The sequence below is a fragment of the Propionicimonas sp. genome (genome assembly GCF_034927565.1).
Lineage (GTDB): Bacteria > Actinomycetota > Actinomycetes > Propionibacteriales > Propionibacteriaceae > Propionicimonas.
The window spans coordinates 19,971-38,911 of sequence record NZ_JAYFPT010000067.1; the positions used below are offsets into that span (position 1 = coordinate 19,971).

Consider the following 18,941-nt stretch of genomic DNA (forward strand, 5'->3'; position numbering starts at 1 on the left):
TATTGAGTTAGGAAAGCCTAACCAACATCTGATGTCCGCTGTGCGCTCTGCGGCGTCATGCGTCGCCGGCGCCCTCGCCGGCAGGAGGTTCCCGGAGTGGCTACTCGACAGGCAGGGATCGGACGGCTGGGGAAGCGGCTGGCCGCATGGGCGGCGGTCTCGGCAATGGTCGTCGTCGGCAGCGGCATCTCCGGGCTGAGTGCCGCGCACGCCGCGGACGCCCTGACGGTGGCACAGCAGCCGCAGGACGCCTCGGTAGCCAACGGCGCGCAGGCGAGCTTCACCGCAGCGGTCGCCGGCGGCCAGGAGCCGGTCACCGTGCAGTGGCAGCGCAGCACCTCCGCGAGCTCAACGACCGCTCCGGCCACCTACACCGACCTCACCACGGCGAACACCGTCGACGGCAGCTTCGCCAAGCCCACGCTCACCGTGGTTGTGGGGCAGAACACGAACGTCACCAACCGTTGGTACCGGGCGGTCTTCACTGATGCCGGTGGTGCCACGGTCACCACGCAGGCCGCCAGGCTGGCCGTTCTACCCGCTCCTGCCATCTCCCAGCACCCCAACAGCATCGGGCAGACGATCGAGGTCGGCCAGACCGCCACCTTCAGCGCGGTGGCCAGCAGCGAGTTGCCGATGACCGTGCAGTGGCAGTCGACCCGTACGACTGCCTCGAACGGGGAGCCGGTCGAGTCCAGCTGGAGCGCCGTGCCGGGTGCGACCGGCACCACGCTCACCGTGCCGGGCACCGACCCGAACGCCCAGCACGGCACCTTCTACCGCGCGGTGTTCAGCAACGCCTCGGGATCGACGAACTCCTACCCCGCCGAGCTTCGCTTCTTCAGCAGGCTGGACACTGCCACCGTGGTCGCCGTCTCCGGCGAGTCCTATGGGCCGGTCCAGCCGAACACGCCGTTCAGCGTGAGCGCCCCGAACGCGCTGGTCAAGGGCCAGCCGATCGTGATCACCGGCACCGGATACCTGGCCACCGACGGCACCACCGGTTCGGTGGCGAACTTCATGGTGGACGCCTCCTACTCCGGCGACCCGAACACGCTGAACACCAGCCGCGAGATCGTCAATCCGGCCACCGGTCAGGTGTTCAGCGACAAGCGTTCACACGGCATCGTGCAGGCGAAGGCTGACGGCACCTGGCGAATCGAGATCCCCTGGCCGGACGAGTCCAACACCGACCGGGACTCCACCTTCTTCGCCACCAACTGGACGGCGGGCAGCCAGCACATCGTCCGGATCCTCACCGGCTCGCTGCTGACCAGCCCGGCGGATTACCAGCGCGGCATCTCCGTCCGCTTCACCGTGGTCGACGAGCCCACCGAGCCGACCGAACCGGCCTCGGCCAGCATCGCCCCCAGCGCCAGTGAGGTCGAGCAGGGCGGCGACCTGTGGTTCACCCTGAGCGGCTTCGAGCCCGGCGACGCGGTGGCGGTGGAGCTGGCCGACGGGCAGGGCGAGGCCCTCGCATCCGCACCGTTCGTCATCGGCGCGGACGGCAACACCGCCAATCCCGACGGGCAGACCTACCGCAAGCTGACAGCGCCGCGCGACGCCACGCCCGGCAACGGCTACACCCTCCGGGTGCGCGACGCCGACTCCGGCCGGCTGCTCGCCACCAGTGACGCCATCACCGTGACGGCGGCGACCACCCGGGTGTACAACCCGGGCGACCACGCCGGTGGTGTCGAGGACCTGCTGGTGCAACGCGGCGGCACCTGGACCTTCCACGCAGTCGGCTTCGCTGCCAACGGCAACCTGACTGCCACCGCGACGGTCGGCGGCCAGACCGTCGTGCTGAGCGGGCTTGGCCAGCTCGCGAACCAGAAGGCGTGGCAGCTGGACGCCCACGGCGACACCTCGCGCACCGAGTTCACCCGGGTGCAGCTCCCGGCGGAGGTGGTGCCGGGCGAATTCGAGATCACGTTCAGCGATGGCACCCACCAGGTCAGCCGGGTGGTGACCATCGAGGCACCGGAGCAGGCCAGCGTCACGGTCGCAGCCACCGCGAAGCTGGGCGGCACCCTCCGGGTCACCGGCCAGGGCTTCCTCCACCCGAACGGTACCGAGGGCTCGACGATCGCGATCAAGCTCAACGACGGCGCCTACTCGCGGCTTGACGGCTCGCTGCACGCCAACCGGACGATCTGGTGGATCGTGGAGGCCGACGAGGCTGGCGACTTCGCCACCGACATGCCGATCCCGAACGGCACGACTGCCGACACCGCCGATGTCCCCGGCTCCATCCCGGCGCTGGTGCCCGGCGACGGCTTCACCCTGCGGTTCCTCACCGGCAGTCTGAAGCCGGGCGACCTCTCCCGCACGCTGCAGTCGACGCCGTTCGCGGTGACCACTGACACCGAACCCGATCCCGAGCTGGTCGCCGCCACCCCGACGATTGGCGGCAGTGCGGTGGTGGGTGCCCGGCTGACCGCCACCGCGGGGACGTGGGCTCCGGCACCGGTGGCGCTGGCCTTCCAGTGGTTGGCTGACGGCAAGGCGATCGCCGGTGCGACCACCACCAGCTATCCGGTGACCGCAGCCGAGTTGGGCAAGCAGCTGTCGGTGCGGGTGACCGGCAGCAAGGCCGGCTATCGGTCGGTGACCCGGGAGTCGGCGAGGACCGCCACGATTGCCGCAGCTGCTGCGCCAGTGGCGACGGTGAAGCCGTCGATCAGCGGGACGCCGGCGGTGGGCAGCACCCTGACCGCCAAGCCGGGTGCGTGGTCGCTGGCGGGGTTGTCGTTCGGGTATCAGTGGTTGCGGAACGGTGCCGTGATCGGTGGTGCGACCAAGGCCAGCTACAAGCTGGCAGCTGCTGATGCGGGCACGAGCCTGCAGGTGCGGGTGACCGCATCGAAACCGGGGGTGACCGCCGGGTCGGCGACCTCGGCGGCGGTGAAGGCCGGCAAGGCGCTGACGAAGACCCCGGCGCCGACGGTGTCGGGCACGTTCAAGGTGGGCAAGACGCTGACGGTGAAGGCCGGTACCTGGAAGCCGTCCAAGGTCACCCTGAAGTATCAGTGGCTGCGGGACGGGCAGCCGGTCGCGAAGGCCACCAAGACCAGCTACAAGCTGGCCAAGGCTGACGCCGGGCACAAGGTTTCGGTCCGGGTGACAGGTTCGAAGACCGGCTATGTCGCGGTGGCGAAGACGTCGAAGGCCACGGCGGTGGCGAAGGTCAAGGCCACGGTGAAGCTGTCGGTGCCGTCCAAGGTGGCCAAGGGAAAGCCGGCCACGGTCAAACTGACGGTGGCGGCTGCGGTATCCAAGCCGACGGGGACCGTGACGGTCACGGTGAACGGCACGAAGGTCAAGGCCAGCCTGACCACGGCGGGCAAGGGGAAGGTGTCGGTGACGCTGCCGGCGATCAAGAAGAAGGGCAGCTACAAGGTGAAGGCGTCGTTTTCCCCGTCCGGTGCGACCGCGTCCTCGACCAGCAAGTCCAGCACCGCCACTGCGACCCTCAAAGTCCGCTGACCACCCCAGAACGCCGCTGGGTCCCGGGCGCCGGGTCCGGGACCCAGCGGACCAGTCCGGATCGGAGACACTGACGTGACCCAGGCGCGGCGGATCCCACCCAAGCCCCCGCGGCCGCGCCCGGCTCCCCTGGCCAGCAGCCCGATCATCACCGCGCTGGAGAACAACGTGGCGCGCGCCGGCGGTGCCGGGAAGCCTCGGGGTGCCGCTCTGGTCCAGAACTTCTGGGCCACCAACGGCGCCAACTCACCACTGGTGGAGGAACTGCCGAACCGTGACGAGCGGCTGGTCACCTTCCTGTGGCAGGACGCCGACGCCGAACGCGTCCTGGTCTTCGTCAACCGGCTCACCGACGAGCGGAACCTGGCCGCCAGCTATGCCCGCCGGGTGCCTGGCACCGATCTGTGGCACCTCACCTATCGGATGGCCGCCGACTGGCGGGCCTCCTACTCCTTCCTGCCCCAGTACGACGTCCGTCCCCCCTGGTTGGACGGCGACGACCAGGCCGAGATCCGGGCGGCGCTGGACCGCGGTCTGGCCGATCCGCGCAACGCCGAGACCTGCCGGAACCGTCGGGGCACCGTGATGTCGGTGGTCTCGTTGCCCGCGGCGCCCGCGCAGCACCAGGTGGCCTACCGGACGGGGGTCGTCCGCGGCACGGTCACCGAGCACAGCGGCCCCGGTGAGCGCCGGCTCTGGGTGTACTCGCCACCGCAGGCAGCCGCCGAGCCCACGCCGGTGGTCCTGGTGCTGGACGGTGAGGTCTGGACCTCCAGCCAGGACCTGCCCGCCACCATGGACAACCTGATCGCCGACCGGCTGGTTCGTCCCGCTCACCTGGTGATGCTCGATTCCGGCGGCACGACCGCACGCTGGGGTGAGATGGGCGGGCCGGGGGAGATCGGTCACTACCTCATCCGCCGGCTGCTGCCCTGGGCGCGGCGGCACTATCCGATCAGCCCACGCCGGGGTGATGTGGTGGTCGCCGGACTGAGCCTGGGCGGCCTGGTGGCATTGCGCACCGCGCTGGAGAACTCCTTCCAGGTCGGCGGAGTGCTCAGCCAGTCGGCCTCGCTGTGGCAGGACGACCTGACCGCGGCGCTGGCGGCGTCCGACATCCGCGGGCTTCGGGCCTATCTGGAGGTCGGCAGCCAGGAATGGCTGCTGGCCCAGCCCAACCGCCAGTTCGCCGAACGGCTGGCCCGCGCCGGCGCGGAAGTCCAGTTCGTCGAGTACAACGGCGGCCACGACTACGCCTGCTGGCGAGGTGGGGTGGCCGACGGACTGCGGTACCTGCTGCCGGTCTCACGGCAGCCCGGGACGGGTTGACCCGACGAAATAGGTAAGGCTAACCTTTCTCTATTAAATAAGGCTAGCCTTACCAAGATCAGATGAATCGTGGCCGGCGAGGAAAAGGGTGAGTTGTTGGTGTCCCCGCAGGGTGTGGAACGTTCCGGGGCCGGCGGTTCCGTCGCCTCCGTCCGCCGATCCGGAGCTGCCCGGTCTCGACGCAGGAGCTTTCTGGCGGGATGGTCGGTACTCGCACTGGTCGCCCTGACCGGGTGCGGGGTCGCGTCCGGAGCACCGCTGTCGCCGCCAGCCACCGCATCGACTCCACCCGCGACCAGTCCGGTGGCCGGTGACGGCATCGCCAACGGCGTCCCGGGCCTGGCCGACGGCACCCCCATCCGGGTGGTGGAGGACGTCAACCACGATCAGATCACCGTCCCTGCCGACCCACGGCGAGTGGTCACCCTGTCCGAGCCCACCCTGGACGGCGCGCTCGCCCTCGGGGTGAAGCCGGTCGGCTCGGTGAACGGCCGCGGCCAGACCACCATGCCGAACTACCTGCTCGACCTGGCCGACGGCATCCCGGCGGTCGGCTCGGTCTCCCAGTTCAACTTCGAGGCGATCGCCGCGCTCAAGCCCGACCTGATCCTCACCTACGCCTCCGGCGGCAACAATCCCGAGTCGGTGGCGATCCTGCGGCAGATCGCCCCGGTCTACTTCGTCGGCTACGCAGGAGCCGCCTGGACAACCACCTTCCGCAATGTCGCCAACGCGCTGAACAAGGGCGACCAGGCCGAGCGGGTGCTGGACGAGTTCGACAGCTACGCCGCCGACGTGAAGGACCGGCTGCAGGCCGCCGGCTATGCCGACAAGACCTTCTCGATCGTCCGCTGGCAGGGGTCGAATGCTTCGCTGATCCTCAAGGAACTTCCGCCCGGGATGGCGCTGGAGGCGGTCGGGCTGAACCGCCCGCCAGCCCAGGACAGGGAGGGCCGCGGCCACTCCGAGCCGATCTCGCTGGAGAACCTGGCCGACGCCGATGCCGACTACCTGTTCTTCGGCACCCTCGGCGGGTCGAGCGTGGACAACCCGGTGGCCGGCGGCAGCGCCGACGTCTCGGGCGCCCAGCAGGCCTACCAGGAGGCCCAGGGCGTGCCCGGCTTCCGCGATCTGGCCGCCTACCGGCAGGGCCACGTGATCCTGGTCGACGGCTCGCTGTGGACCTCGACCGGCGGCCCGATCCTGATGCGCCGGATCATCGAGTTCCTCGAGCAGGAGTTGCTGTGAGCGCCGCTTCCACCGACCGTCACTCCCGTGCCACGACACGACACCGTCCGGTGGCCTCCCGTGCCTGGTCCCGTTCGGTCCCGGCAGGCCTGGCCTGGCTGCTCGCTCTCGGACTGGCGCTCGCCACGCCGGTGGCCGCCCGGGCCGAGGACGACGAGCAGGCTCCGGCGCCGAGCGCCCAGCCCGTCACCGCGGCACCGAAGCCCGAGGCGACCGAACCGGCCGACGAACAGCCGACGGCGAAGCCGGCGACCGGCGGGGATGAACAGACCGGCGAGCCGACCGCCACCGCTACACCGGAGCCGGGCGAGTCGGCCACACCGTCACCCGCGGCGTCGAGTTCACCGACGGCCACGCCGTCCGCCGCGGCGCCAGCGTCCCCCGCGTCCGCATCGCCGACGACCGAGGCCACCCCTGAGCCCACGCCGTCGGTCTCCGCCGCAGCACCGGCCACGTCGCATGCTACTGACCGCGGGACGACCGACCTGACCGGCTTTGCCGTCAGCCCGCTGGCCGGCACCCCCGGCACCAGCGTGGACAACGGCAACGGCACCTCCACCTACACCTACTGGGACGGCGAGACCGTCACCTACCCGAACCGGGTGGTGCCCGGTGAGTCCTTCCGGGTGAGTGGCGCCGGCTGGCTCACCGTTGCGAACCACCCCCAGGTCGACGAGGGCGACGAGGGATCGGTGATCGGGTTCAAGTTCATGCCCGCCTCCGGCTCGGTGATCCGCACGGTGCGGGTCCCCAACCCGCGCACCGGTGAGGCCGACTATCCCAGCCCGGACGTCTGGGACATCGCCCAGGCAGCCGGTACCGGTGACTGGTGGGGCGGCGCCACCCCGGGTAGTTGGACGATCGACATCCCCTGGCCCACCGCCGACCTCGCCCAGAACCCGCCCACCCTGGCCGCGGGCGAGACCGTCACCCTGCAGTTGCTCTCCGGCACCCTCTACAGCAACGAGGTCTGCACCGGCGGCTGCACCCGTCCGGACGTCTCGCGCACCATCGCGCTGACGCTCACCGTCGCGGGTGAGCCTGCTGAACCCGAGCCGGTGGCACCCACGTTCACCCTCCAGCCGCGCGACCTGACGGTGACCGAGGGCCAGGACGCCCACTTCACGGTTGCGGTGGTCGGCGCCCCGGAACCGACCCTGCAGTGGCAGGCCGCCGAGGGCCAGGACTGGGTCGCGATCCCCGGCGCCACCGGCACCACCCTCACCCTGGCAGCCGCCGGACTTGACCGCACCGGCCAGCGGGTGCGGGCGGTGGCCACCAACACCGCCGGCAGCACCCCGAGCGCGGTGGCGACCCTCACCGTCGAGCCCGGCTCGACCACCGCCGCGCCGGTGGTCACCGGAAACCCGCAGGACGCCATCCGCACCGAGGGTCAGCTGGTCACCTTCACCGCCGCGGCCAGCGGGACACCGGCACCCGCCGTGCAGTGGCAGCGCTCGGCCGACGGCGGCCTCAGCTGGCTCGACCTGCGCGGCGCCACGGCGACCAGCTACACGATCGACGCCGTCACGCGGGCCCAGAACGGTCAGCGGTTCCGGGCAGTGTTCCGCAACCCGGCGGCTCCGGACGGCGTCGTGACCACAGCGGCGACCCTGACCGTGACGCCACGTGACGTGGTGCGGGAGTACTGCGGCACCTCCTACGGCCCGGGCGCGGCCAATACTGGCATCCCGTTCTGTTTCCGCGGCCCGGAGAAGGTGGTGGCTGGTCAGCCGATCGTCATTGAGGGCATCAGCGGCTATCTCGCCACCGACAACCGCACCGGCTCGGTGGTGAACTTCTTCTTCGATGCCGAGTTCTCCGGCGACCCGAATACGGTCTACGCCAAACGGCTGTTCACCAACCCCGCCACCGGCCAGCAGGTCAGCGACCGCCGGACGCATGCGATCGTGCAGGCGGACGTGGACGGCAGCTGGCGGGTGGAGATCCCCTGGCCAACCCTCGACGCCGTGTCCCCGACCAGCGACGGCAAAGGCAGCTACAGTCAGGCTGACCTTGACGCGAAGTTCGCCCCCGGCACCACCCACAGCTTCCGGATGCTCACCGGTTCGCTGCTCAGCAACCCACCCGACCGGCAGCGCGGCGGCTCGCTGTACTTCACGGTCGTGGAGTCGCTCGACGACCAGGTAGCGCTGGCCGAGCCGCCCTATCAGCACCAGACCTTCGCCTCCGAGGAACCCGGCGACCAGGCAGTGGCCTGGCTGCAGCAGCAGGTGAGCTCCGGGCAGACCGCCGCCCTCACCGGCACCGGCTGGTTGACCAAGGACCGGCAGTGGGGCTCGACCGTCACGGTCCGGCTGCAGGACGAAACCGGCGCCTACTACCGCAACCCCGCCAACCCTGCCGACCCGACCGTGTGGCAGGTGGTACAGGCGTCCGAGACCGGGGACCTCGACGTCCGGCTGCCGCTGCCGGCCGAAGCCGGCGGGGGCGACTTCGTCGCCGTGGAGCTGACCACCACCGACGACGGCACCGCCCTCGGCGACGTCGCGCGGTACTGGGTGTCCGAGCCGCTGACCATCGACAACGTCCCCTACGTCCCGGAACCGGGACAGGGAGCCACCTGCACCGCCGCCCCGGGCGCGGCCAGCTACCACCTCGCCCCCGGCATGGCGACACCGGCGGCCAATGTCGGCGGCAGCATCCGGCTCACCGGCAGGAACTGGTGCAACCTGGTCGGCGGCGGCTCGCTGATCGCGATCAAGCTCAACGACGGGGCCTACTCTCACCGCTCGATCGACACCGCGCGGCTGTTCGACGCGAACCTCGGCAAGGAGGTGGGAAGCTGCCCGGCCGGGGCCTGCGCCTCGAACAAGACCATCTGGTACACCATCGAGGCCGACCGCTACGGCTCCTTCGACGTCACCGTCCCGCTGCCGACCCGGGCCGACTCGGTGCCGGCATTTGGTGAAGGCTCCTACACCCTGCGGCTGATGACCCGCACGCTGAGCGCCGACCCCTACTACCAGGGCAAGCGGCCCGACCCGTCGCGCACCATGAAGACCCCGGAGTTCACCGTGGTGGCCGAGGGCGTTCCGCTGGAGAACGTGAAGCCGGGCCGGCCGAGCGCCGCTCCCGACCCGCTGCACGCCACCGAGGACCTCACCGCCGCCGCCCGCGGTGGGGTGCAGATCGACCAGCAGGCCAAACGCTGGGTGGTGACCGTGCCGGCGGCGGCGCCGGGCGACTGGGTCTACGTCAATCTCTACGACGGTCAGTCGCCCCGCTTCCCCTGGAACAACACCTGGTACCAGGTCAACGACAAGCACCGGGTCACCCTGCCGCTGGCCGGGGCGAGCCTGCCGACCGGGACGAACAAGCTGAGCGTCCAGGACCGCAGCGGTGGTCTGCTCGGCTGGACGACGGCCACGGTGGCAGCACCGAAGACCGGCGGTACCCTCAGGCCGATCACCCTCGGCGCTCCGCAACCTGCCAGCCTGCTGCTGGGCCAGCCCCGGCCGGCCAAGGCGCCGGCCCAGCCGGTACCCGGCTACGCCGACCTGGACGACAGCAATGTCGGCACGCTCACCGCCGTCACCGCCGGCGGCACGCTGACGGTCACCATTCCGCCGGTGGCCGGCGGCCACTGGGTCTATCCCTTCCTCTACACCCAGACCGGCCAGGTGGTCGCCACCGACTGGGTGCAGGTGGGCACCGACCACACCATCACGGTGGCGATCGGCGGGCTGCCGGACGGGATCCACAAACTCGCCCTGGTCGACGCCGAAGGCACTCTGGTCGGTTGGGTGACCGCCAACGGCCCGGCCGCGCTGCCCGCCGCGGACCCGGACACAGGCGTGGCCGACGTCCCCGGGACCTCCGGTGAACCCGCCGGGTCCGTACCGGCCGGTGCGGCGGCCCCGCCGGCCCCCGTCGCCGGCGACACCACGATCACCCTGGTGCTGCTCGGCCTGGCAGTGCTGGTGCTGGCCGGCTCGGCGAGCGGTGTGATCGTGCTGCGCACACCGGCCCGGCCCCGTCCCTGACCCCGCAAGCATCGAGGAACCGACCATGACCACGACCTCCACCCCCCGACGTGCCGGACGCGCGCTCGCCGCCCTGCTGCTCGCCGGCGGACTGGCCCTGGGCCTGCCCCTGGCCGCCCGGGCGCTGCCCCCGGACGGCCCCGGGCCGGAGAGCCCGGGCACCAGTTCGCGGGTGTGGCCGAAGAAAGTGAAAGCCGGCGACCGGCTGAACTTCGAGGTGTCCGGCTTCCCGGCCAACGAGACCGTGTACATCAAGATCGACGACGGCACCGCGTGCACCGACACCTCGCACGGCGCCTGCGTCTACCACACCCAGAAGTTGAACGGCAAGGGTCGCGCGAAGGGCTCGCTGGTGGTGCCCAACCTGGCTCCCGGCAAACACTGGCTGCGGATGCTGGCCACCGGCGACGTGTACGACGCCAAGACCGGCGAGAAGCTGGGGTACCAGGGTTACACCCGCCGCGGCGGGAACGACTTCACCGTGGTCGCCACAGGCTCCTCGAGCAAGGACGCCGGCGGTTCCGGCGCAACCGTGAAAGGTGGCGGGTCGGCGAAGGCGGACGGCAGCATCGCCGGCGGTACCGTCGAACTCGAGGTGGCCGGGCAGGAGGCCAGCCCGAGCGCGGCACCGTCCCCGACCGCCACTGCCACCGTCGCGCCGGTCGCCGAGCAGGCGTCCGCTGCGCCCGCAACGCCCGTCTCCAACTCTTCACCGATCAGCTCGGCACCCGCGCCGGCCCCGGCCACCGCCGCCGAGGTGACGACCGGCACGACCCCGGTCGCCGGCATCGCCGCGCTGGCCGGTTCGGTAGTGGTGGGCGGTGGCGCCGTCGGCTGGGCACTGGCCCGTCGGAACCGGCAGTCGACGCGGCCGGCCGCCGGCCTCGGCGGGGAATGACCAGCCCGACCCTGACCGACGGCCGGCCGCCGTCGCTGGTCGAGCCCCGGATCACCCGGCCGGGCCGGATCCGCGCCGCCGCCCTGGTCGGTACTGTCGCGGTGCTGGCCCTGGCCGTCCTGCTGTCGCTGTCGCTGGGCTCGAAGGACATTCCGCTGGACCGCACCTGGGCGCTGCTGCTGGCCCCGGACGGCACCGCGGAGTCGACGGTGCTGCACGACCTGCGGGTGCCACGCACCCTGCTGGGCGTGGTCGTCGGGGCCGCCCTGGGCATCGCCGGCAGCCTGATGCAGTCGCTCACCCGCAACCCGCTGGCCGACCCGGGCATCCTCGGCGTCAACGCCGGCGCCTCGGTGGCGGTGGTGCTGGTGGTCGCCCTCACCGGCGTGAGCGGGATCGGCTTCTACCTGTGGTTCGCCTTCGCCGGGGCCGCGCTGGCCTCGGTAGCGGTCTACCTGCTCGGTACCTCGCAGCGCCAGGCCGCCACCCCCACCCGGCTGGCCCTGGCCGGGGTGGCGATCAGCGCCGCCCTGCAGGCGCTCACCCAGACGATCATCCTGGCCGACCAGACCGCCTACAACGAGTTCCGGTTCTGGGTCTCGGGATCGCTGGAGGGACGCCTCTACCCGATCCTGGCCACCGTCGGGCCGTTCATCCTGGCCGGCACCCTGCTGGCACTGCTGCTCGCCCCGGCGCTCAACGCGCTGGCACTCGGCACCGACACCGGCAAGGCGCTGGGCGTGAGGGTCCAGCGCACCCGGGTCGGCACCATGATCGCGATCACGCTGCTCTGCGGGGCGGCCACCGCGGCGGTCGGGCCGATCGGTTTCGTCGGCCTGGCGGTGCCGTTTGCCGCCCGGCTGGTGGTCGGCTCCGACCAGCGCTGGGTGACGGTGTTCTCGGCCATCCTCGGCCCGGTCTGGCTGCTGGTAGCCGACGTGCTGGCCCGGGTGGTGGTGCGGCCACAGGAGGCCCCGGTCGGGGTGATCGCCGCGCTGATCGGGGCGCCGGTGTTCGTCGCCATCGTCCGCCGTCGGAAGATCGCGGCGCTGTGAGGACGGGGCTGGCTGACCGGGAGGTGGCCGCTGACCTGGCGCAGGCCAGCCTGCGGCGGCGGCATGCGGTGCTGGGCCTGGGCGGGCTGCGGGTTCGGTTCGAGCGCCGCGCCGCGGCCGTCTACCTGGTACTGCTGCTGGTCGCGGTCGCAGCGGCTGTCGTCGGCATCCTGATCGGCGACTACCCGATCACCCTCGACCAGGTGCTGGCCTCGCTGGCCGGCACCGCCGAGGACCCGTTGGCCCAGTACTTCGTCACCCAGGTACGGCTGCCCCGGGCAGTCACCGCACTGCTGGTCGGCGCCGCGCTGGGCATGTCCGGGGCGATCTTCCAGACCGTCTCCGGCAACCCGCTGGGCAGTCCCGACGTGATCGGCTTCACCACCGGGGCGGCGACCGGCGCGCTGCTGGAGATCATCGTGTTCGGTGGCGACACCCTCGCGGTCGCACTCGCCGCGGTGGCAGGCGGCCTGATCACTGCCGCGATCGTCTACGGCCTGGCCTGGCGGTCCGGGGTGGCAGGCTTCCGGCTGGTGCTGGTGGGCATCGGGGTCGGCGCGGTGCTGGCCTCCATCAACTCCCTGCTGGTGGTGAAGGCACCGCTGGAAGCCGCGCAGACCGCCTCCCAGTGGCTGGCCGGCTCGCTGAACAGCACGCTGTGGCCGGAGGCGACCGCCGTCGCGGTCGCGCTGGCCGTGCTCACCCCGCTCGCGGTCGCCTGGGTCCGTCCGCTCGGTCAGTTGCCGCTCGGGGACGCCACCGCTACCGGTCTGGGCGTCCGAGTGGAGCGCTCCCGGCTGGTGCTGATCGTCGTTGGAGTGGCGCTGATGGGGGTGGCGACGGCGTCCACCGGGCCGATCGCGTTCATCGCCCTGGCCGCACCGCACCTGGTGCGCAAGCTCACCCGCACGCCCGGGGTGGCGCTGTTCGGCGCGGCCCTGATGGGCGGGGTGCTGGTGCTGGTCAGCGACCTGATCGCCCGGCGGCTGTTCGCGCCCACCGAACTGGCGGTCGGAGTGATCACCGGTTCGCTCGGCGGGCTCTACCTGGTCTGGCTGCTGGCCGTGGAAAGGAAACGTCTGTGACTCCCGCACCTCCCAGCCGGCTGACCGGCGAGAACCTGCAGGTCGGCTACGGCACCCAGCAGGTGGTGCTGCACGACATCGAGGTGGCCATCCCGGAAGGGGAACTCACCGTCATCGTCGGGCCCAACGCCTGCGGCAAGTCCACCCTGCTGAAGGCACTCGCCCGGATGCTGCCCACCCGGGCCGGCCGGGTGCTGCTGGACGGCCAGCCGATCGAGCAGCTGGCACCGAAAGCGGTTGCCCGCAAGCTCGGCCTGCTGCCGCAGTCGCCGTCGGCCCCGGACGGGATCACCGTCTCCGATCTGGTCGCCCGTGGTCGCTACCCGCACCAGAACCTGCTGCGGCAGTGGTCGTCCGGGGACGAACGCGCGGTCGTGGAGGCACTGATCGCCGCCAATGTCGCCGACCTGGCCGACCGCAATGTCGACGAGCTCTCCGGTGGCCAGCGGCAGCGAGTCTGGGTGGCGATGGCGCTGGCCCAGGAGACCCCCCTGCTGCTGCTCGACGAACCGACCACCTACCTCGACATCGCTCACCAGATCGAGGTGCTGAACCTCACCCGGCGGTTGCACCGGGCCGGCCGAACGGTGGTGCTGGTGCTGCACGACCTGCACCTGGCCTTCCGGTATGCCACCTACCTGATCGTGATGAAACAGGGTCGGATCGTTGCCCGGGGCACACCGGAGGAGATCGTCACCGCCGAGCTCATCGAGCAGGTCTACGACCTGGCCTGCCAGGTGGTACCCGACCCGGTCACCGGACGTCCGCTGGTACTGCCGCTGGACATCGCCGAGGTGTGATTCCCGGACCCCGGTAGCCTTCACTCACCCGTTCCCGCGCTGGAGGCCGATCACCACCATGTCCGACTCGTCTGGTTCCGGCGAGCAACCGCCGGCAGTGCCGCCGTCCGCGCGGCCGGAGGAGCGCTGGGCAGTGGTGGTGAACCCGGTGAAGCTCGATGACCCCGCCGTCACCCGGCACGAGCTGACCCGGGTCTGTGCCGACAACGGCTGGCCGGAGCCGCTGTGGTACGAGACCACTGCGTCTGACCCCGGCACCGGCCAGGCCCGTGACGCGGTCGCGGCCGGAGCCCGGCTGGTGTGCCCGCTCGGTGGGGACGGGACGGTGCGCGCGGTGGCTGCCGGCCTGCTGGACAGCGGCGCGGTGCTGGGGCTGCTGCCCAGCGGCACCGGGAACCTGCTGGCCCGCAACCTCGGGCTGCCCACCGGTGACCTGACCCGCGCCCTGACCGTGGCGCTGACCGGCCGCGACGCCGCCATCGATGTCGGCAGCGTCCGGTTCGACAACCGCCAGCCGGAGATCTTCCTGGTGATGGCCGGGATGGGCCTGGATGCCGAGACGATGGCACAGACCAGCACCTCCCTGAAGCGGCGGATCGGCTGGTTCGCCTACGTGCTGGGTGGGCTGAAGGCACTGTTCCGCGCCGGCTTCGCGGTGGCGGTCACCGCCGGCGACCAGCGGACGGCGCGGCAGCGGGCGGCCACCGTCCTGGTCGGCAACTGCGGGGAACTCACCGGCGGCCTGCAGCTGATGCCCGATGCGCGAGTCGACGACGGCCGGCTGGACGCCGTGGTGGTCTCGCCCCGCTCGCTGGCCAGCTGGCTGGCCCTGATGGTGCACATCCTCAGCAGGCACCGCCGGGGACACCGCACGGTCAGCTATGTCACAGGCAGTGCGATCGAGGTCGACGCGGTGAAACCTGTCCAGGCCGAACTGGACGGCGACCCGGTCGGGGAGGTCCGCAGCCTGTCGTGCAGGGTGCTTCCGGGGGCCCTGACCGTCCGAGTCCCCGCCTGAGAAGCCCTGGCGGCAGGGAAGCGCGCTCCGGCCTGCTCCGGGGGTATCCCGGCTGCGATTCCGTCCGGCTGCGGCCCGGTCCACCGATCCCGCTGGTCGAGCCGGAGCGGCCCGACTCGGGCAACCTGGCTAAGGTTAGCCTTACCTAAGGATGCGCTGAGCCACGGCCGAGCCCGGCACCGCAACGGTGGGGCAGTGCCGCACCCCAGCGTCTCCCAACGCACAGACCAGAGCAGGAGGCGACGGTGGCATTCAAGGACGCACGCAAGGGGCGGGGGCTCTACACCGCGGAGGTGATCAGGCGGCACCAGCTCTCACCCCACGTGGTGCGGCTGACCCTGGCTGGCGACGACCTGCGGCAGCTGCCCCGCCACGGCTACGACCAGTGGTTCCGGATCTTCCTGCCCGGCACCGACGGCCCGGCTGATCTCTCCCGGATGCCCGACCAGTTCGGCATGACCGGCTACCTGAAGTATCTGCGCACCCCGGCGGGGAATCGTCCGGTGTTTCGCAACTACACGGTGCGCGAACTGCGGATCGAGGCCGGTGAACTCGACATCGACTTCGTGGTGCACGGCGACGAGGGGATCGCCGGACGGTGGGCGGTCGCCGCCGAGCCCGGCGAACAGGTGGCGTTGATCGACCAGGGCACCGGCTTCGACCTGCTCCCGGACGCCGACTTCCACCTGCTGGTGGGCGACGAGTCGGCGATGCCGGCGATCCTGGGGATCCTGCGTGACCTGCCGGCCGAGGCCCGCGGGCTGGCGCTCATCGAGGTACCGGACGCCGCCGACACCCAGCCGGTCGAGCGTCCCGAGGGAGTCACCGTGCAGTGGCTGCCCCGCGACAACCCGCACGCCACCCCCGGGGAGCTGGCGCTGGCCGGGCTGCGGGAGTTCACCCCCGCCAACCCGCACCTGCTGTCGGCCTACGTGGTGGGCGAGCAGGCCCTGGCCACCGAGGGGCGGCGGCACCTGGTGGCCGCCGGCGTACCCAAGCACCGGATCATGTTCGTCGGCTACTGGCGGGTCGGCCGGGCATCCTGAGCGCGGGCCGGTCCGGTTCAGACCACCCAGGTGTCCGGCCCGTTGACCAGTCCCTGCAGGGCGGCGAGCCGCTCGGCGGGATCGTCGGCCATCGTGACCTGGGAGCGCGCCAGGTCGTCGTAGGCGGGGCGCTCGACATCCCGGAAGATCCCCACCGGAGCGTTCACCACGGTGCCGGCATCGGTCAGCCGGGAGAGCTCGAAGGCCAGCCCCGGGTCGGCGCGGTGGGCGTCGTGGACCAGGACGTTCTCCAGGCCGACCTCGGCGACCGGCGCGGCGTGCAGCACGCCGCCGGCACCGCGGACGATGCCCTGGGCGTTGTCGGGCCCGAAGACGATCGGCTCGCCGTGCCGCAGCGGGATCAGCCCGGAGTCGGGCCCCTTCAGGCCGTCGAAGGCGCCGTCGTTGAAGATCGGGCAGTTCTGGTAGATCTCGACCAGGGACGCCCCGCGGTGGCTGATCGCGGCACCGAGCACCTCGGTCAGATGGGCCCGGTGGGAGTCGACGGTGCGGGCGACGAAGCTCGCCTCGGCACCCAGCGCCAACGACACCGGATTGAACGGGGTGTCCACCGAGCCGGCGGGAGTCGACTTGGTCACCTTGCCGGTCTCGGAGGTGGGGGAGTACTGGCCCTTGGTGAGCCCGTAGATCCGGTTGTTGAACAGGATGATCGTGATGTTCACGTTGCGGCGCAGGGCGTGGATCAGGTGATTGCCGCCGATGCTGAGCGCATCCCCGTCCCCGGTCACCACCCAGACCGCCAGGTCCTCTCGCGCCATCGCCAGCCCGGTGGCGATCGCCGGGGCCCGGCCGTGGATGGAGTGCATGCCGTAGGAGTCCACGTAGTACGGGAACCGCGAGGAACAGCCGATCCCGGACACGATCACCGTGTTCTCACGCTTGATGCCCAACTGCGGCATCAAACCCTGGAAGGTGGCCAGGATGGCGTAGTCGCCACAGCCGGGGCACCAGCGCACCTCCTGGTCGGTGGTGAAGTCCTTGCGGTTCAGCGGCTCGACAGCCAGCGGCACGGTGCGCAGCCCGGCGGAGATCTGCTGACTCACTTGGCTTCCTCCTCATCCACAATGGCCTCAAGGTCTGCGGCCAATTCGGCGACCGGGATCGGCAGGCCGCGCACCCGCGAGTAGCTCTCGGCGTTCACCAGGTAGGTGGCGCGCAGCCAGAGTGCGAGCTGCCCGAGGTTCATCTCGGGCACGATCACCCGGTCGTAGGCCCGCAGGACCTCCCCGAGATTGGACGGCAGCGGATTGAGGTGGCGCAGGTGCAGGGTGGCGATCGCACGCTCGGTGCTGCGGACGCGTCGTGCCGCGGCAGCGATCGGACCCTGAGTGGAACCCCAGCCGACCACCAGGACGCGCGCCCGTCCGCTCGGGTCGTCGACCACCGCGGGTGGCAGCTCCGCGGCGATCCCGGCCACCTTGGCGGCCCGCAGGCCGACCATGTGCTCGTGGTTGGCCGGGTCGTAGGAGATGTTGCCGGTGCCGTCGGCCTTCTCGATGCCGCCCACCCGGTGCTCCAGCCCGGGGGTGCCCGGGATCGCCCAGGCCCGGGCCAGCTTCGCGTCGCGGGCGTACGGCAGGAAGCTGCCGTCCGGGCCGTTCGGCTCGGTGGCGAAGGCCGGGTCGATCGCCGGCAGCGAGGCCAGGTCGGGGACGTTCCACGGCTCGGCGCCATTGGCCAGATAGCCGTCGGACAGCAGGATCACCGGGGTGCGGTAGGTGATCGCGATTCGGACGGCCTCGAAGGCGGCGTCGAAGCAGTCGGCAGGGGAGGCGGCGGCGATCACCGGCAACGGGGCCTCGCCGTGCCTGCCGAACAGCGCCTGGGTGAGGTCGGCCTGCTCGGTCTTGGTCGGCATCCCGGTGGACGGCCCGGCACGCTGGACGTCGCACACCACCAGCGGCAGTTCGAGCATCACCGCCAGGCCGACGGCCTCAGACTTCAGCGCCATGCCCGGGCCGGAGGTGACGGTCACGCCGAGCTGGCCGCCGAAGGAGGCCCCGATCGCCGAGGAGATCGCGGCGATCTCGTCCTCGGCCTGGAAGGTGGTCACCCCGTGTTGTTTGGCCGCGGCAAGGTTGTGCAGCACGTCGGAGGCCGGGGTGATCGGGTAGGCGCCGAGGAAGAGCCGCAGCCCGGCGCGGGCGGCGCCGGCCATCAGGCCGAAGCCGAGGGCCTTGTTGCCGGAGATCTGCCGGTAGGTGCCGGGGAGCACCGGGGCCGGAGCGATCCGGTACCGGGTGGCGATCAGTTCGGCGGTCTCGCCGAAGGCGTGGCCGGCCTTCAACGCGGCGATGTTGGCGTCGCGGATGTCGGGCTTCCCGGCGAACTTGTGCGCCAGGAAGTCGATCGTGCCGTCCAGCGACCGGTCGTACATCCAGTTGAGCAGGCCGAGGGCATACATGTTGCGGGTGCGGACGGCGTCCTTGCGGCCCAGGCCGAGTTCGGCCACCGCGGCGATGGTCTGCGCGGTGAGGTCGAAGGCGTACACCTGGTAGTCGGTCAGCGACCCGTCGGTGAGCGGGTCGGAGGCGTAGCCGACCTTGGCCAGGTTGCGGGCGGTGAAGTCGGCGGAGTCGGCGATGATCGTGCCGCCCCGAACCAGTTCGGCGATGTTCGCCCGCAGTGCTGCCGGGTTCATCGCCACCAGCACGTCCGGATGGTCGCCGGGGGTGCGGATGTCGAAGTCCGCGAAGTGCAGTTGGAAGCTGGAGACCCCGGCGACGGTGCCTGCTGGGGCGCGGATCTCCGCGGGGAAATTCGGCAGCGTCGAGAAGTCGTTGCCGGCCACTGCTGTCTCGTGGGTGAAGCGGTTGCCGGTCAGCTGCATGCCGTCGCCGGAATCGCCTGCGAAACGGATCACCACATGGTCGAGCGTCGTGATGTCGTTCATGGATCTGGAATGTCTCTTTTCTCTGGCGGCCGCGCCGATACCGTCCTCG

The 18,941-nt window shown here is 71.2% G+C and carries 12 protein-coding genes; 10 read left to right on the top strand and 2 right to left on the bottom strand.

Going from position 1 to position 18,941, the window contains the following annotated elements:
* The first annotated feature begins 96 nt into the window (after positions 1-96).
* The 10 genes from VB080_RS12200 to VB080_RS12245 all read left to right on the top strand — a co-directional run bounded on the left by VB080_RS12200 (position 97) and on the right by VB080_RS12245 (position 15,978).
* A complete protein-coding gene (locus VB080_RS12200) occupies positions 97-3,492 on the top strand; it encodes an Ig-like domain repeat protein (protein ID WP_323418729.1) in 3,396 nt (1,131 codons plus the stop codon).
* A 75-nt stretch (positions 3,493-3,567) separates the two neighbouring features.
* A complete protein-coding gene (fes, locus tag VB080_RS12205) occupies positions 3,568-4,821 on the top strand; it encodes an enterochelin esterase (RefSeq protein ID WP_323418730.1) in 1,254 nt (417 codons plus the stop codon).
* 303 nt (positions 4,822-5,124) lie between these two features.
* Positions 5,125-6,069, top strand: a complete 945-nt coding sequence (locus VB080_RS12210) for an iron-siderophore ABC transporter substrate-binding protein (RefSeq protein WP_323418731.1) — start codon at positions 5,125-5,127, stop codon at positions 6,067-6,069.
* Positions 6,066-10,076: a hypothetical protein gene (locus tag VB080_RS12215; protein WP_323418732.1), complete on the top strand. Its 4,011-nt coding sequence runs from the start codon at positions 6,066-6,068 to the stop codon at positions 10,074-10,076. The genes VB080_RS12210 and VB080_RS12215 overlap by 4 nt, the downstream gene beginning before the upstream one ends.
* Before the next feature lie 25 nt (positions 10,077-10,101).
* A complete protein-coding gene (locus tag VB080_RS12220; RefSeq protein ID WP_323418733.1) occupies positions 10,102-10,974 on the top strand; it encodes a hypothetical protein in 873 nt (290 codons plus the stop codon).
* Positions 10,971-12,029: a FecCD family ABC transporter permease gene (locus VB080_RS12225; protein WP_323418734.1), complete on the top strand. Its 1,059-nt coding sequence runs from the start codon at positions 10,971-10,973 to the stop codon at positions 12,027-12,029. Before VB080_RS12220 ends, VB080_RS12225 begins: the two co-directional genes overlap by 4 nt.
* Positions 12,026-13,114 (top strand): FecCD family ABC transporter permease, encoded by a 1,089-nt coding sequence (locus VB080_RS12230; RefSeq protein ID WP_323418735.1) that lies wholly within the window; start codon positions 12,026-12,028, stop codon positions 13,112-13,114. Before VB080_RS12225 ends, VB080_RS12230 begins: the two co-directional genes overlap by 4 nt.
* Positions 13,111-13,914, top strand: coding sequence for an ABC transporter ATP-binding protein (locus tag VB080_RS12235; protein ID WP_323418736.1), 804 nt, complete (start codon positions 13,111-13,113; stop codon positions 13,912-13,914). The genes VB080_RS12230 and VB080_RS12235 overlap by 4 nt, the downstream gene beginning before the upstream one ends.
* 58 nt (positions 13,915-13,972) lie before the next feature.
* The gene (locus VB080_RS12240) at positions 13,973-14,932 is read left to right on the top strand and encodes a diacylglycerol kinase family protein (RefSeq protein ID WP_323418737.1); all 960 of its coding nucleotides are present in this window, start codon (positions 13,973-13,975) and stop codon (positions 14,930-14,932) included.
* A 245-nt stretch (positions 14,933-15,177) separates the two neighbouring features.
* Positions 15,178-15,978 carry a siderophore-interacting protein gene (locus tag VB080_RS12245; RefSeq protein ID WP_323418738.1) on the top strand — a complete coding sequence of 267 codons (801 nt, stop codon included), beginning with the start codon at positions 15,178-15,180 and terminating at the stop codon, positions 15,976-15,978.
* A gap of 17 nt (positions 15,979-15,995) precedes the next feature.
* On the opposite strand, the gene VB080_RS12250 is transcribed toward VB080_RS12245, so the two are convergent.
* Positions 15,996-17,042 carry a 2-oxoacid:ferredoxin oxidoreductase subunit beta gene (locus VB080_RS12250; RefSeq protein ID WP_323418739.1) on the bottom strand — a complete coding sequence of 349 codons (1,047 nt, stop codon included), beginning with the start codon at positions 17,040-17,042 and terminating at the stop codon, positions 15,996-15,998.
* Positions 17,039-18,892, bottom strand: coding sequence for a 2-oxoacid:acceptor oxidoreductase subunit alpha (locus VB080_RS12255; RefSeq protein ID WP_323418740.1), 1,854 nt, complete (start codon positions 18,890-18,892; stop codon positions 17,039-17,041). The genes VB080_RS12250 and VB080_RS12255 overlap by 4 nt, the downstream gene beginning before the upstream one ends.
* Positions 18,893-18,941 lie beyond the last annotated feature (49 nt).